Source organism: Flavobacterium sp. AC105 (genome assembly GCF_979258495.1).
Genome location: NZ_OZ409860.1, coordinates 67,316 through 82,433, shown reverse-complemented (window position 1 = coordinate 82,433; position 15,118 = coordinate 67,316). Strand labels below are relative to the sequence as shown.

The 15,118-nt window shown below is 32.1% G+C and carries 16 protein-coding genes; 14 read left to right on the top strand and 2 right to left on the bottom strand.

The window, feature by feature from the left end:
- Nucleotides 1-19: 19 nt before the first annotated feature.
- A complete protein-coding gene (locus ACZ0AH_RS00405; RefSeq protein WP_463473925.1) occupies nt 20-625 on the top strand; it encodes a DUF4254 domain-containing protein in 606 nt (201 codons plus the stop codon).
- Nucleotides 626-664: 39 nt separating this feature from the next.
- Nucleotides 665-1,669: a glycosyltransferase family 9 protein gene (locus ACZ0AH_RS00400; protein ID WP_463473924.1), complete on the top strand. Its 1,005-nt coding sequence runs from the start codon at nt 665-667 to the stop codon at nt 1,667-1,669.
- 111 nt (nt 1,670-1,780) lie between these two features.
- Here the strand turns inward: ACZ0AH_RS00400 and ACZ0AH_RS00395 are convergent, their stop codons facing one another.
- Nucleotides 1,781-2,179, bottom strand: coding sequence for a hypothetical protein (locus ACZ0AH_RS00395; RefSeq protein ID WP_463473923.1), 399 nt, complete (start codon nt 2,177-2,179; stop codon nt 1,781-1,783).
- A gap of 302 nt (nt 2,180-2,481) precedes the next feature.
- Nucleotides 2,482-3,534, bottom strand: a complete 1,053-nt coding sequence (locus ACZ0AH_RS00390; protein WP_463473922.1) for a 2Fe-2S iron-sulfur cluster-binding protein — start codon at nt 3,532-3,534, stop codon at nt 2,482-2,484.
- A 127-nt stretch (nt 3,535-3,661) separates the two neighbouring features.
- On the opposite strand from ACZ0AH_RS00390, the gene ACZ0AH_RS00385 reads away from it, so the two are divergent.
- From ACZ0AH_RS00385 to atpG, 12 genes are all read left to right on the top strand, one after another.
- Complete coding sequence (locus ACZ0AH_RS00385; protein ID WP_463473921.1) at nt 3,662-5,122, top strand: DUF5687 family protein; 1,461 nt, start codon at nt 3,662-3,664, stop codon at nt 5,120-5,122.
- A gap of 84 nt (nt 5,123-5,206) precedes the next feature.
- Entirely contained in the window at nt 5,207-5,902 is a 696-nt protein-coding gene (locus ACZ0AH_RS00380; RefSeq protein ID WP_463473920.1) for an ABC transporter ATP-binding protein, read from the top strand.
- A 90-nt stretch (nt 5,903-5,992) separates the two neighbouring features.
- On the top strand, nt 5,993-8,602 hold the full coding sequence (gene porW, locus ACZ0AH_RS00375; RefSeq protein WP_463473919.1) for a type IX secretion system periplasmic lipoprotein PorW/SprE: 2,610 nt from the start codon (nt 5,993-5,995) through the stop codon (nt 8,600-8,602).
- A 2-nt stretch (nt 8,603-8,604) separates the two neighbouring features.
- Entirely contained in the window at nt 8,605-9,015 is a 411-nt protein-coding gene (locus tag ACZ0AH_RS00370) for a bactofilin family protein (protein ID WP_463478075.1), read from the top strand.
- Nucleotides 8,981-9,208 (top strand): AtpZ/AtpI family protein, encoded by a 228-nt coding sequence (locus ACZ0AH_RS00365; RefSeq protein WP_463473918.1) that lies wholly within the window; start codon nt 8,981-8,983, stop codon nt 9,206-9,208. Before ACZ0AH_RS00370 ends, ACZ0AH_RS00365 begins: the two co-directional genes overlap by 35 nt.
- Before the next feature lie 37 nt (nt 9,209-9,245).
- Nucleotides 9,246-9,659 carry a hypothetical protein gene (locus ACZ0AH_RS00360; RefSeq protein WP_463473917.1) on the top strand — a complete coding sequence of 138 codons (414 nt, stop codon included), beginning with the start codon at nt 9,246-9,248 and terminating at the stop codon, nt 9,657-9,659.
- A 119-nt stretch (nt 9,660-9,778) separates the two neighbouring features.
- Entirely contained in the window at nt 9,779-10,951 is a 1,173-nt protein-coding gene (atpB, locus tag ACZ0AH_RS00355) for a F0F1 ATP synthase subunit A (protein WP_463473916.1), read from the top strand.
- 32 nt (nt 10,952-10,983) lie between these two features.
- On the top strand, nt 10,984-11,184 hold the full coding sequence (atpE, locus tag ACZ0AH_RS00350) for an ATP synthase F0 subunit C (protein ID WP_026727281.1): 201 nt from the start codon (nt 10,984-10,986) through the stop codon (nt 11,182-11,184).
- 91 nt (nt 11,185-11,275) lie between these two features.
- The gene (locus ACZ0AH_RS00345) at nt 11,276-11,776 is read left to right on the top strand and encodes a F0F1 ATP synthase subunit B (RefSeq protein ID WP_463473915.1); all 501 of its coding nucleotides are present in this window, start codon (nt 11,276-11,278) and stop codon (nt 11,774-11,776) included.
- Nucleotides 11,777-11,780: 4 nt separating this feature from the next.
- Nucleotides 11,781-12,314, top strand: coding sequence for an ATP synthase F1 subunit delta (gene atpH / locus ACZ0AH_RS00340; RefSeq protein WP_463473914.1), 534 nt, complete (start codon nt 11,781-11,783; stop codon nt 12,312-12,314).
- Nucleotides 12,315-12,352: 38 nt separating this feature from the next.
- Nucleotides 12,353-13,930 (top strand): F0F1 ATP synthase subunit alpha, encoded by a 1,578-nt coding sequence (gene atpA, locus ACZ0AH_RS00335; RefSeq protein WP_463473913.1) that lies wholly within the window; start codon nt 12,353-12,355, stop codon nt 13,928-13,930.
- 91 nt (nt 13,931-14,021) lie between these two features.
- Complete coding sequence (gene atpG, locus ACZ0AH_RS00330; RefSeq protein ID WP_463473912.1) at nt 14,022-14,882, top strand: ATP synthase F1 subunit gamma; 861 nt, start codon at nt 14,022-14,024, stop codon at nt 14,880-14,882.
- The last annotated feature ends 236 nt before the right edge of the window (nt 14,883-15,118 follow it).

The following is a 15,118-nucleotide window of genomic DNA, read 5'->3' as shown; positions in this document are numbered from 1 at the left end:
AACTCTAACAAATAAAGACATGTTTTCAAAATTAGCATATTCTGTTTTCGAACAAAGCATCAAAGATTATCATCAATTTGATAATGTTGACCAACCTGTAAGCAATCCTTATCCAAAAGATAAATTTGAACATCTGTTGTATTTGAAAAATTGGATTGACACTGTTCAATGGCATTTTGAAGATATCATTCGTGATCCGCAAATTGATCCGGTAGCGGCTTTGACTTTAAAAAGAAGAATCGACGCATCAAATCAGGAACGTACTGATATGGTTGAATATATTGACAGCTACTTTTTGCAAAAATACAGCGATGTAAAAGTAAAAGATGGTGCAAAAATCAACTCTGAAAGTCCGGCTTGGGCTTTTGACAGATTGTCGATTTTAGCCTTAAAAATTTATCATATGAACGAAGAAGCGACTCGTGCAGAAGCTTCACAAGAACACAGAGATAAATGTCAGGAAAAATTAAACATCCTTTTAGAGCAAAGAAGCGATCTTTCTACAGCAATTGATGATTTATTAGCGGACATTGAAAATGGAGATAAATTCATGAAAGTGTACAAACAAATGAAGATGTACAATGACGATGAATTAAATCCTGTATTATACCAAAATAAGAAATAATTGGCACAATTGTCCAATAAAATTAAGCATATAGCCGTCATGAGACTTTCCGCAATGGGAGATGTCGCCATGACGGTTCCTGTTTTACGTGCATTTGTAAAACAATATCCGGAGGTAAAATTGACGGTAATTTCACGTCCGTTTTTTAAACCTTTTTTTGATGGAATTCCGAATCTTGATTTTTTTGCTTTTGATGAAAAAGAACGACACAAAGGTTTTGCCGGACTTTTGAGATTATTTCAGGATGTTAAAAAACTCAAAATTGATGCTTTTGCAGATCTTCACAATGTTTTGAGATCCAAGATTGTGAGCTTACTTTTCGCTTTAAGCGGAAAAAGAGCCACGGTTGATAAAGGACGTGAAGGCAAAAAAGAATTAACACGTGTCGAAAATAAAATTTTCAGGCAATTGCCAACTATGTTTTCAAGACATGTAAAAGTGTTTGAAGAACTTGGTTTTCCTATAGATTTATCTAAGCCAGCATTTCCGGAAAAAGCAAAATTGAGTTCAGATCTTTTAGAAATTATCGGAGATAAAAATCAAAAACTTATCGGAATCGCTCCTTTTGCACAATACGATTCTAAAGTTTACCCGATAGATTTAATGACTGAAGTTATCTCAACTTTAGCAGAAAATCAATCAAACAAAATATTACTTTTTGGCGGAGGAAAAAAAGAAATTGAAATTCTGGATTCACTTTCAAAACCATTTGAAAATGTAATCAATATGGCTGGAAAAATCAAATTTCAGCAAGAATTACAATTGATTAGCAACCTTGATGTCATGCTTTCTATGGATTCGGGCAACGCACATATTGCAGCCATGTTAGGCGTTAAAGTCGTGACGCTATGGGGCGCAACGCATCCGTATGCAGGGTTTTTACCATTCAATCAAAGTTTAGAAAATGCTTTAACTTCAGACAGAAATCAATATCCAAAACTGCCAACATCTGTTTACGGAAATAAAATGGTTGAAGGTTATGAAGATGCGATGAGAACGATTTCTCCAAAAGAAATAATTGACAAAATTCAGAGTTTAGTTTAAATTCAAATAAAAAATTCCAAATTCAAAAAATAGGAATGTTGATATAAAAAAAATCCAAATCCCAATTGTAAAAGTTGGAATTTGGAATTTTTTTTATTGGAATTTAATTTTTTATAATTCAAGAAAAAGATACCCCATTGGTTTCTTTTTGTTTCTATCAACGACCACTTTAACAAAGTGATTTTCTTTTTCAGTTGCTAGTAAAATATGTTCAAAATCTTCAGTTGAATTTCTATAAACTTTGTGTACCAATTCAGATTCTTTAATTTTTTTAGATAAAATTTTAGCCGCTTTTAATTCATTTACATAAGGCCAAATATTAAAAAAACTATCATTGGAAACTGATATTTCTGTCATTCCTCCAATTGTTGATGAACTATACTTTTCGTTTGAAATTAGTTTAGGAGCTTTTCTATTTCTTCTTTTTTTAATTATAAAATAGATACAAAAAAAAGATGTTACTACAAAAAGAAAGATAAAAGAGAGACGAAGGTAGTGATGCATTGCCATAATATTTAGTGTTATAAACGTTGACAAATAGATAAGCTTTACAATTAATCTTTAAAATAAAGAATATCGGCTTTTATTAAAGTACCAATATAGTAAATTTTTAGCACATTTTTTAAAAAATACATAATTTATTATGTGTTTTTTTACTAATTATTTAGTAGTATTTTTTCTTCGAATTTTACTTTCGAAAAAAAAACAATAATAAGAAAGTAAATTCAGAACATAAAAAAATTCCAAATCCCAGTATAAAAATTGGAATTTGGAATTTATCCCGAAGCCTCGGGATTGGAATTTTCAATTATCTAAACATCATCATAATCTACATAAATAGATTCTGATGTTGGATGTGCCTGACATGTTAAGATTAAACCTGAAGCGATTTCTTTATCTGTTAAAATTGAATTTTTCGTCATTTCGGCAGTTCCGGCAGTTACACGCGCTAAACAGCTGCTGCAAATTCCGCCCTGACAAGAATACGGAGCATCGATTCCTTGTTTTAGAGCTGCATCAAGAATGGTTTGTTTTTGAGACATTTCGAATGAAACTTCATCATCGTCAACCAAAACCGTAATTTTTGTATGTCCTTCTAACGAAGTTTTTATTTCATGTTCTTGAGATGAAGAAGTAAAAAGTTCAAACTTTATAGCTGATTCTTTTACGTTTTTCTCCTTCAAAATATTCGAAACAATGTTGATCATTTCTTCCGGACCACACAAGTAGAATTTATCAAACTGTAATTCTTTGTGTTTGTTATTCAAAACAAAATTCACAGCTGATTTCTCGATTCTTCCAAACAATGCGTTTTCGGCTTTAGCCTGACTAAATACATAATGCACGAAAAAACGACCCACATATTGCAATTGCAAATCATGTAATTCCTGGTGAAAGATAGTTTCTTCCGGAGTTCTGTTTCCGTAAACCAATACAAATGAACTTTTTGGCTCACTTTTCAAAACAGATTTTATGATAGAAAGTACAGGCGTAATTCCGCTTCCTGCAACAAAAGCTGCGTAATTTTTTTGTCTTTCAGCGTCTGGCTCAAAAGTAAATTTTCCTTCCGGATGACCTACTTCAAGAACATCACCTGCTTTTAATCTGGTATTTGCAAATTGAGAGAACAATCCGTTTTTTACCGCTTTTACTGCAATTCGCAATTCACCGCTTTCTGGTGCAGAACAAATAGAATAAGCACGGCGAAGTTCTTGATTATCAAGAGTTAATTTTAGATTTATGTATTGCCCGGCTATAAATTTATAGTCCGGTTTTAGTTCTTCGGGAACATTAAAAAGTATAGAAACGGCATCGCTTGTTTCACGTTTTACCTCTTTAATTATAAGTTTTAAGAATGAAGGCATGATTGTATATTTTATGCAAAAGTAGCAATTGAAGGTTAAATGACAGGCACGAAATTATTTTTTTAACTTTTTTTGTAACGTTTTGCTACATTTGGTCTCTTACTACAAAACTCAAAACCAATTAACCATGATTAAAAAGTTTATTTATCTCGAATGGAAAGCCTTTACCAGATCTGCATCGTTTGGCGCAAATTTGGCAATGAAAATCATCATAGGTTTTTTCATGATTTATTTTTCGATAATTTTTATTGGAGCAGGAGTTGGAGCATTTTATATCCTTAAAGAAATGCATCTTGAACCATTAATTACCATTAACAAATTTTTAATTTATTACTTTTTGTTCGATTTAGTTATTCGATTATTAATGCAGGCTATTCCGGTATTAAATATTAAGCCATTATTGGTTTTACCATTTAAGAAACCAACTATTGTTCATTTTTCGTTAGGAAAAACGGCATTATCTTTTTTCAATTGGGTTCATGCACTTTTTTTCATTCCGTTTTCTATCGTACTATTAATAGAAGGATATGATGTTGTGGGAATCATCTTCTGGCTTTTGGCGATTTTCTCCTTAATATATATCAATAATTTCCTAAATATTATTTTAAGTAATATCGACAAATTATTTGTTGTTTTTCTTGCAGTAATTGTTGCTTTAGGAATGGCTCAATATTATAAATTATTTGATGTTACAATTTACTCAACACCTTTTTTTCAAGGACTTTACAACACAAAAGGAATGTTTTTGATTCCTGTTTTAGTGTTAATTGGTTTGTATCAGTTTACATTTAAATTTTTCAAAAACAATTTATTTTTAGATGCTGGACTTTCTAAAAAAGAAGATATTGCTTCGACTGAAAATCTTTCGTGGCTGAACCAATTTGGAACTTTAGGAACTTTTCTCAAAAATGACATCAAACTGATTAAGAGAAACAAAAGATCAAAAACGACGATTATAATGAGTTTCTTGTTTTTGTTTTACGGACTGATTTTTTTCGGAAATACACATCAACCTGCTGTAATGCATATTTTTGCGGGAATATTTGTTTCCGGCGGATTTTTATTCGTTTTCGGACAATTTGTACCAAGCTGGGATAGTTCGTATTATCAATTAATGATGACACAAAATATTCCGTATCGCGGATATATTACTTCAAAATGGTGGCTGGTTGTTATCGCTACTTTTATTTCTACGATTTTAGCTTCGTTTTATCTTTTTTACGGCTGGGAAGTTTATTTAACGATTGTTGTTGGAGCAGTTTATAACATCGGTGTTAATTCACATTTAGTGCTTTTGGGCGGAGCATTTACAAAAACGCCAATAGATTTGAGTTCTGCAGGAGGCGCTTTTGGAGATAAAAAAGCCTTTAACGCCAGCGCGATGTTATTGACGTTGCCAAAATTATTATTGCCGTTAGCATTATACGGACTCGGACTTTATTTAGGAAACAAAACCATCGGATTATTATTAGTTGCCGGAGCCGGGGTTTTAGGTTTTATTTTCAGAAATACCGTTTTTTCATTAATCGAAAAAAGATATAAAATCGAAAAATACAGCACAATAAGCGCTTACAAACAAAAGAGTTAAATTAGAGAATGTGCCAATTTGATAATGAGATAATTTATCAGATTTCTTTAATCTAAAATCAATAATCTAAAATCTAAAATTACCATGATACAAGTAAATCAACTTTCAAAAAAATATAACGGAACAACAGTTTTAAACATTAACAATCTTGAGATTCCAAAGGGACAAAGTTTTGGATTGGTGGGAAATAACGGAGCAGGAAAAACGACCTTTTTCAGTTTATTATTAGATCTTATTCAACCTTCAACAGGAAATATTACAAACAATAATATTCAGGTAAATACAAATGAAAACTGGAAATCGTTTACCGGTTCTTTTTTAGATGAAAGTTTCCTGATAGGCTATTTAACTCCCGAAGAATATTTTTATTTTATTGGCGATTTGCGTCATCAAAACAAAGCTGATATTGATGCTTTATTGGCGCAGCATGAAGAGTTTTTTAACGGAGAAATTTTAAACAATAAAAAATACCTGCGAGATTTATCGAAGGGAAATCAGAAGAAGGTGGGGATTATTGCCACACTTATAGGAAATCCTGAAGTAATTATTTTAGATGAGCCTTTCGCAAATTTAGATCCAACAACTGTAAGTAGATTAAAAAAAATCATCAAAGAATTGGCCGAAAATCCAAATGTTACAGTTCTTGTTTCTAGCCATGATTTGCAGCATACAGTAGAGGTTTGTGACAGAATTGTAGCACTTAATAAGGGAGAAATTGTTAAAGATATTCAAACTTCAAGAGAAACCTTACAAGAACTTGAAACTTTTTTTGCTGTATAAGTCTCTAAAGTTTCAAAAAAGAAGTGTATTTTTACAAGTCAATATACTAAAAATCCTTTTTGGAAGTTAATTTGATTTAAACTCTTTCTATTGAAAAAGAATACTCTTAAATATAGTTTTGTTCCCGTGTTTTTATTCTTTTTGATAGCTTGTTCTACCAAAAACAACTCTTTTGTGTCCAGAAATTCTCATGCATTAAGTACAAAATATAACATTTTGTATAATGGCGGAGTTGGTTTAGAAAAAGGTTTAAAATCTGTTCAGGGCAACAATCAGGACAATTTCTGGAAGATGCTGCCTATTGAAAAAATGCAGGTTGATGAAAATTTTTCTGAAGGAGAAAAGACAAAAAATGCAGATTTTGAAAAGGCAGAAACAAAAGCAACAAAAGCTATTCAGAAACACTCCATGAATATTGGAGGAAGGGAAAAAAACTATCAAATAGATGAAGCCTATTTAATGCTTGGAAAAGCCAGATATTATGATCAGCGTTTTATTCCGGCACTTGAAGCATTCAATTATATTTTATACAAATACCCAAACAGCAGTAATATTTATACCGCAAAAATCTGGCGCGAAAAAACCAATATGCGTTTAGGAAATGACGCTATTGTGGTAAAAAATATTAATCTTTTATTGAAGAAAACAGATTTAGATAAACAAACTTTCTCAGATGCAAATGCATTATTGGCCGAAGCTTTTTTAAATTTAGAAGAAAGAGACAGCGCAGTTGTCAAGCTTAAAATTGCCGAAAAATTCACTAAAATAAATGAAGACCGAGCGAGATATCGTTTTATTTTAGGTCAGATGTATCAGGAAGCCGGAAAAAAAGATAGTGCATCTTATTTTTATGATGGCGTAATCGATATGAACCGAAAAGCAGATCGAAAATACATGATGCATGCTTATGCTAAAAAAGCCGAAATGTTTGACTATCAAAATGGCGATAGAAAATTATTTGTTGAAGCGTATACTAAATTGGTAGAAGATCGCGAGAACCGACCTTATTATGATGTTCTTTTTTATCAAATGGGCGTTTTTTACCAGAACTTTAAAGAAAAAGATAGTGCGCTCATCTATTATAATAAGTCATTGGCGAGAAAACCTAAAGATGATTATTTAATTGCATCAACCTATCGAAATATTGGAAACATGTATTTTAAAGATACTGATTATACGATGGCTGCCAAATATTATGACAGTACATTAGTAAAATTAAATCCAAAAAGCCGCGAGTTTGCTGCTATCGAAAAAAACAGAAAAAATCTTGACAACGTAATTAAATACGAAGGAATCGCAAAACGCGATGATAGTATTATAAAGGTGAAAGGTTTAACAGATCCTGACCGAAAAATTTATTTTGAAAATTACATCGCTGAACTTAAAAAGAAAGATGAAGCGAAACGTATTTTAGAAGAAAAAGAAAAGGAAAAATTAGCCAATATCGACCGTAATACAAGTGCAGCTGGTGGTCCAACGGCTATAAATCCAAATTCATTAGGGCAGCCTTCAAATCCTGAACCTGGAATTATGCCGCCAACGGGTAACGAACCTGTGAGTACTTTTTACTTCTATAATCCAACAACAGTTGCTTACGGAAAACTGCAATTCAAAAAATTGTGGGGCAGCAGAACTTTGGGCGGTAACTGGAGATTGGCTGCAGTGAGATCAGCAAATAATGCTGCGCTGAATGACACAATAAACAATCAGGATGTTGCAAATGCATTAAAAGATACTATTGTTGTTGAAAAATATACAAGCGCTTTTTACGAAAAACAGCTTCCAACAACGCAGGTTGCAATGGATAGTATTGGTAAAGAACGCAATTTTGCCTATTATCAATTAGGACTTATTTATAAAGAGAAGTTTAAAGAAAATAATTTGGCGAGCGATAAACTGGAGCAGTTACTAAAAAACAATCCGGAGGAAAAATTGATCCTGCCATCTATGTATAATTTGTATAAGATATATCAAATTACAAATCCGGCAAAAGCCGAAAGAGTGAAATCTGATATTACCACAAATTATCCAGGTTCGAGATATGCCCAAATTTTAAATAATGGGAATAGCGATGATATAGCTTCGCCGGAAAAAGAATATCAAAAATGGTATAAGTTATATCAGGATCAACAGTTTGATATGGTTTTAGACAATATTGATAATTTAATTAATCAATATTCGGGTGATGAAATTGTTTCGAAATATGAATTATTAAAAGCCAATACTTTAGGAAAAGTAAATGGTTTAGAAGCTTATAAAAAAGGATTGGAATCTGTTGCCGATAATTATCCAAATAGCGAAGAAGGTAAAAATGCCCGTGAAATTTTAGAGAAGCAAGTACCAACTTTAGAAAAACTTGATTTTACAGCAGTCGACGGTAAGAACTGGAAAATTATTTATGCAGTTCCAAAAGATGATACAAAAACGGTAAAACAAATTGAAGAAGCAATCAAGAAATTTTTATCGTATGAAAATTTTGAAAGGCTTACAACTTCTTTCGATAAATACAATAAAACGGAGAGTTTTGTAGTTATACATGGTTTAAAATCTGAAGCTTATGCAAGAGACGTTTCAGAAGTTTTAAGAGATGAAAAACCATATAAAATTTCACATCCTGCAGTTATCATATCAAGTGATAATTACAAAGTGATCCAAATTAAAAAAAATCTTGAAGCTTATTTAGCTCCAAAAAACCCATAATGATGTTTGATAAAGTAAAAAAACCAGGAACAGAACTTTTAGGAAAAACCAATAGAATCGTAGAAGGAACTTCAATTGTAGGAGATATTGTTTCTAAAGCTGATTTTAGATTAGACGGAGAATTGATTGGGAATTTTACTTCACAAGGAAAACTGGTAATTGGAGCGTCAGGTGTTATAAAAGGAGAAATCGTTTGTAACAATGCGGACATAGAAGGAGAATTTCAAGGAAAAATAAAAGTTTTAGAAGTCCTTAATATAAAAGCAACAGCACGCATTCATGGAGAAGTTGCTGTTGGAAAATTATCTATAGAACCTGGAGCTGATTTTACAGCGACGTGTACGATGTTAACACATACCAAAGAAGTTGTATTAAAAGATGGAAAAGGAGCCGAACAAAAACAAGCTGAATAAGTGGTTACCGCTTATTAATATTCCTGTTCAAATGGGACTTATTATTTTTTTGTTTTCCTATTTTGGTACCTGGTTAGATGAAAATCATCCAAGTCCTAAAGTTTATTACAACACCATTTTTGTGATGGCCGGTGTTGGACTTGCCTTATATAATGTGATCCGACAAGTAAACGACATTAACAAAACAAAGTAATTCATGTTTAAAAGGGCTTTAAATAAATGTTGCATCTTTGCATAAAAAATTATTTCAAATGCTTTTAAAGAATTACAAACCAATTTTACAATTATTTTTATTTGCCTTAGCCGCTTATGTTTTGCACAAAGCAGCATTTTTAATCTTAGAAATTAATGTTCAGCATTTTTATTATAGAATAGAATTTCTGTATTTGATTTTTTTTGGAATATCAGCCTTATTATACTTTATATTATTAATCGTAAAAAAGAGGAATTTTGAAATTGTAGGAATGGCTTTTTTATTTGGGACCTTTACACAAATGTTATTAGGATATTTAATTTTGAGACCAATTTTAGAAAACAAAACAGCAGAGGTTTTTGTTGAAAAAGTCAATTTTTTTATAACATTTATTTTGTTTTTGTTATTTGAGACGCTTTTAACTATCCGATTATTAAATGAAAAGCGTTAAAATAGGGATTCTGTAAAACAAGGTTCAAAAATAATTTTTCATATCCTTTTGAATATTAATAAAAAATGTACCTTTGCACCAAATTTTAGAAACGTAAAAAAATAAGATTTTTAACAGATATGGTGATTTCAAACAAACCACTCCATTTTATTCTTGCCACTTTAGTAGGATGTCTTCCAGCAATTAGTTTTGCAAATTCTGTGAATGACACCACACATGTGCAGACAGAAGTAGTTCACGAAGAGAAAGTAATTTCACACAATGCTCCTGTGGAAGCTGAGCATGCAGCTCTGGATCCAAAAGCAAAAGTGGATGCCTTTATTGATCATCACTTACAAGATTCTCATGATTTTGTCTTCTTTTCAGATGAAAAGGAAAACAAACATTATGGTTTCCCATTACCAGTTATCCTTATTGATGGAGGTTTGAAAATTTTCTCATCTTCAAAATTACACCACGGTGAAGAAGTTGCAGAAGTTGATGGAAACTTCTACAAATTAGTTCACGGTAAAATTTACAAAACAGATGCAGCCGGTACCATTACTTTTAATGAGCACGGACATCCTGAAAACGAAAAGCCATTAGATTTTTCTATTACAAAAAATGTAGTGTCAATGCTTTTTGTTTCATTACTATTATTCCTAATGTTTACAGGATTAGCTAAATCATATAAAAAAGGACCAATCCCAACTGGATTTGGTAGAGTTTTAGAGCCGCTAATTATTTTTATCAGAGACGAAATTGCTATTCCAAATATTGGAGAGAAAAAATACAGAAAATATATGGGTTACCTGTTAACGGTATTTTTCTTTATCTGGTTGTTGAACTTATTAGGTATGACTCCACTAGGAATTAACGTTACAGGAAATATTGCCATAACAGTTTGTTTAGCAGCTTTCACTTTTATCATTACACAATTTAGTGCGAATAAAGAATATTGGGGACATATTTTCTGGATGCCGGGAGTTCCTGTTCCAATGAAAATTATTTTAGCTCCAATTGAAATCTTAGGAACACTAACAAAACCATTTGCATTATTAATTCGTTTGTATGCAAACATTACTGCAGGTCACGTAGTAATTATGAGTTTGATCGCAATGATTTTCGTAGGTAAAAATTTAGCTGCAGATTTGCCAATCTCTATGGGATTAACATTATTTATTTCGGTTATTGAAGTTTTAGTTGCATTTTTACAGGCATTCATTTTCACAATGTTATCATCATTATTTATTGGTATGGCTGTTCAGGATCACGATCATGATCATGCTCACGAAGATAATGTGATCATTTAATTAGAAGTTTAATTTTATATATATAAATAGTTATGGGAACAATTCCAACTTTAGTAGGTGCTGGATTAGTAGTAATCGGAGCAGGTTTAGGTTTAGGTAAAATCGGTGGATCTGCTATGGACGCTATTGCTCGTCAGCCAGAAGCTGCAGGTAAAATTCAAACTGCGATGATTATTATCGCGGCTTTATTAGAAGGTTTAGCATTTGCTGCTTTGATCTTAGGAAAAAACTAATAAAGAAAGAAAAATAACAACATCTTTAACGGTTGGTTAAAGGTGTTGTTACTTTTAAAAAAAGAAATTAAATATTTAATATAGTTATAAAATGGATAAGTTAATTAACGATTTTTCATTCGGTTTATTCTTTTGGCAAGCTTTAATCTTGTTGGTTCTAATTTTACTTTTAGTAAAATTTGCTTGGAAACCAATTATGGAATCTATCACAGCTAGAGAACAAGGTATTAAGGATGCATTACTTTCTGCTGAAAATGCAAAGAGAGATATGGAAAACTTACAAGCTGACAATCAAAGAATTTTGAATGAAGCTCGTGCTGAACGTGACGCGATGCTAAAAGAAGCACGTGAAATGAAAGAGAAAATGATAGCTGATTCTAAAAACGAAGCACAAGAAGCTGGTCAAAAAATGATCGAGCAGGCTAAAGCTGCTATCGAAAACGAAAAAAATGCTGCAATGGCTGAATTGAAATTACAAGTTTCAACTTTATCATTAAGCATCGCTGAAAAATTGTTGAAAGATGAATTATCTAACAAAGAATCTCAAACTAAATTAGTTGAGAAAATGTTGGGTGACGTAAAGTTAAACTAAGATTATGGCAAGTACAAGAGCAGCAATTCGTTATGCAAAAGCAATTCTAGACTTAGCAAACTCTAAAGGTGTTGCCGAAGCTGTCAATAACGACATGAAATCAATTGCATCTGCAATTGAGACAAATGAAGAATTGAGTACCTTTATTCAAAACCCAACTACAAAAGTTGAAGTAAAAGAAAGTGCTCTTTTAGAAGTTTTTGCAGATATAAATGGTGTAACCAAAGGTTTATTTCATTTATTATTTGAAAACAAAAGATTCGAAATTTTAGAAGCAATTGCTTTAGAATATAAAAAATTATTTGATGAAAATAACGGAGTTGAAGTAGCAACTGTTACAACAGCAATTCCAATGGATGCTGCATTAGAAGCTAAAGTTTTAGCTAAAATTGCAACATTATCAGATAAAAAAATTACAATTGAAAATATTGTAGATCCATCAATCATTGGAGGATTTATTTTAAGAATAGGTGATAATCAATACAATGCTTCTGTAGCAAACAGATTGCAAGTATTAAAAAGAGAGTTAAGTAATTAGTTTTATTACACATAAAAGTGTCTAAATTATAAATTAAGATGGCGGAAATCAAACCTGCTGAAATTTCAGCAATATTAAGAAAGCAAGTAGAAGGTTTTGAATCTGGTGCTACGCTAGAAGAAGTAGGAACAGTACTTCAGGTTGGAGATGGTATTGCTCGTATTTACGGGTTATCTAATGTACAATATGGTGAGTTAGTTGAATTTGATAACGGACTTGAAGCTATTGTATTGAACCTTGAAGAAGACAATGTTGGTGTGGTACTTTTAGGACCATCAACAGGAATCAAAGAAGGTTCAACAGCAAAAAGAACACAACGTATCGCTTCTCTTAAAGTAGGTGAGCAAATGGTAGGACGTGTAGTTAATACTCTTGGTTTTCCAATTGATGGAAAAGGACCAATTGGTGGAGACTTATACGAAATGCCTTTAGAAAGAAAAGCACCTGGAGTTATCTTCCGTCAGCCAGTTACTGAGCCATTACAAACAGGAGTAAAAGCAGTTGATGCTATGATTCCGGTTGGACGTGGACAACGTGAGCTTGTAATTGGTGACCGTCAAACAGGTAAATCAACTGTTTGTATCGATACAATCTTAAATCAAAAAGAATTTTACGATGCAGGAAAACCTGTATTTTGTATATATGTTGCAATTGGGCAAAAAGCTTCAACTGTAGCAGGAATTGCTAAAATGTTAGAAGAAAAAGGTGCAATGGCTTATACGGTTATTGTTGCTGCAAATGCTTCTGACCCTGCTCCAATGCAAGTTTATGCTCCTTTCGCAGGTGCTGCAATTGGAGAATATTTTAGAGATTCAGGTCGTCCGGCACTTATTGTGTATGATGATTTATCTAAACAAGCTGTTGCTTACCGTGAGGTTTCTCTTTTATTAAGAAGACCACCGGGACGTGAGGCATATCCTGGAGACGTTTTCTACTTACACTCTCGTTTATTAGAGCGTGCTTGTAAAGTAATTGCTGATGATGGAATTGCTAAAAACATGAACGATTTACCAGATTCTATCAAGTCTATCGTAAAAGGTGGTGGTTCATTAACTGCATTGCCAATTATCGAAACTCAGGCTGGTGACGTTTCTGCATATATTCCAACAAACGTAATTTCGATTACAGATGGTCAGATTTTCCTTGATGGAGATTTGTTCAACTCTGGAGTTCGTCCTGCGATCAACGTAGGTATTTCTGTATCTCGTGTTGGAGGTAATGCTCAGATTAAATCAATGAAAAAAGTTTCAGGAACTTTAAAATTAGACCAGGCTCAATTCCGTGAATTAGAAGCTTTCGCTAAATTTGGTTCTGATCTTGATTCTGTTACTTTAAACGTAATTGAAAAAGGAAAAAGAAACGTTGAGATCTTGAAACAAGGTTTGAACGATCCTTATCCTGTAGAAAATCAAGTAGCTATTATTTATGCAGGTTCTAAAAACTTATTGAAAAGCGTTCCGGTAAATAAAGTAAAAGAATTTGAAGCTGATTTCTTAGCTTACTTAAACAGTAAACATAAAGATACGCTTAATGCGTTGAAAGCTGGTAAGTTAGATGACAACATTACTGATGTTATCGAAAAAGCAGCAAAAGAAATTTCAGCAAAATATATCTAATTAGATAATTCGTAAATTAGATAATTAGAAAATATCTCAGGAGACTTTCTAATTATCTAATTTTCAAATTGTCACATTTTTTAATCGACAAATGGCAAATTTAAAGGAAATCCGTAATAGAATTACTTCCGTTTCATCGACGATGCAAATTACATCGGCTATGAAAATGGTTTCTGCAGCAAAGCTTAAGAAAGCACAAGATGCAATCACTGCAATGCGCCCTTATGCCGAGAAATTAACGGAATTGTTGCAAAATCTTTCTGCTACACTTGATGGTGAAGTTGGAGGAGATTATACAACACAACGTGAAGTAAAAAAAGTATTGCTTGTAGCTATAACTTCAAACAGAGGTTTATGTGGTGCATTCAATTCAAACATTATAAAAGAGGTTAAAAATCGTACTGCTTTTTATGCAGGAAAACAAGTTGATGTTTTTCCTATTGGTAAAAAAGGAAATGATGTTTTAGCTAAAACGTATACAGTTCATGGTCATCATAATGCAATTTTTGATCATTTAACTTTTGATAATGTTTCTGGAATTGCAGATAATTTGACTCAAAAATTCTTATCTGGTGAATACGACAGAATCGAATTGATTTACAATCAGTTTAAAAATGCTGCAACACAAATCGTTCAAACAGAACAATTTTTGCCTTTAGCACCAATTAAATCTGATGTAGCGGTTTCAACAGGAGATTATATTTTTGAACCTTCAAAAGAAGAAATTGTATTGACTTTGATTCCAAAATCATTGAAAACACAATTATACAAAGGTATTCGTGATTCATTTGCTTCAGAACACGGAGCGCGTATGACAGCAATGCACAAAGCAACTGACAACGCAACTGAATTGAGAAACCAATTAAAATTGACTTACAATAAAGCACGTCAGGCATCTATTACTAATGAAATCTTAGAGATCGTTGGTGGAGCAGAAGCTTTAAACGGATAAAAGTATTTTTATAAAATTTAAGAGAGAGCCAACATTTATTTGTTGGCTCTTTTTTTTTGTAAAAGAATTAAATTGTCTTTGAAAAAGAGATTTAAACGGGGATAAATTTCAAAATACCCGGTTAATTTATTTAAAGTAAATACTTACAAAATAAAATTATTTATGCAATAATTGATTTTTTATTAAGTATTTTTGGCTTCTATTTTATTAGAATGATTTTCAGAATAATAAGTAAA

Coding starts and splice junctions, on each gene's coding strand:
- ACZ0AH_RS00380 (WP_463473920.1), top strand. CDS start 5,207: ATGATACAAGTAAATCAACTTTCAAAAAAATATAACGGAACAACAGTT.
- ACZ0AH_RS00390 (WP_463473922.1), bottom strand. CDS start 3,534: ATGCCTTCATTCTTAAAACTTATAATTAAAGAGGTAAAACGTGAAACA.
- atpB (WP_463473916.1), top strand. CDS start 9,779: ATGGTGATTTCAAACAAACCACTCCATTTTATTCTTGCCACTTTAGTA.
- atpG (WP_463473912.1), top strand. CDS start 14,022: ATGGCAAATTTAAAGGAAATCCGTAATAGAATTACTTCCGTTTCATCG.
- ACZ0AH_RS00365 (WP_463473918.1), top strand. CDS start 8,981: ATGGAAAAGGAGCCGAACAAAAACAAGCTGAATAAGTGGTTACCGCTT.
- ACZ0AH_RS00395 (WP_463473923.1), bottom strand. CDS start 2,179: ATGGCAATGCATCACTACCTTCGTCTCTCTTTTATCTTTCTTTTTGTA.
- atpH (WP_463473914.1), top strand. CDS start 11,781: ATGGCAAGTACAAGAGCAGCAATTCGTTATGCAAAAGCAATTCTAGAC.
- ACZ0AH_RS00345 (WP_463473915.1), top strand. CDS start 11,276: ATGGATAAGTTAATTAACGATTTTTCATTCGGTTTATTCTTTTGGCAA.
- ACZ0AH_RS00370 (WP_463478075.1), top strand. CDS start 8,605: ATGTTTGATAAAGTAAAAAAACCAGGAACAGAACTTTTAGGAAAAACC.
- ACZ0AH_RS00400 (WP_463473924.1), top strand. CDS start 665: ATGAGACTTTCCGCAATGGGAGATGTCGCCATGACGGTTCCTGTTTTA.
- atpA (WP_463473913.1), top strand. CDS start 12,353: ATGGCGGAAATCAAACCTGCTGAAATTTCAGCAATATTAAGAAAGCAA.
- ACZ0AH_RS00405 (WP_463473925.1), top strand. CDS start 20: ATGTTTTCAAAATTAGCATATTCTGTTTTCGAACAAAGCATCAAAGAT.
- ACZ0AH_RS00385 (WP_463473921.1), top strand. CDS start 3,662: ATGATTAAAAAGTTTATTTATCTCGAATGGAAAGCCTTTACCAGATCT.
- atpE (WP_026727281.1), top strand. CDS start 10,984: ATGGGAACAATTCCAACTTTAGTAGGTGCTGGATTAGTAGTAATCGGA.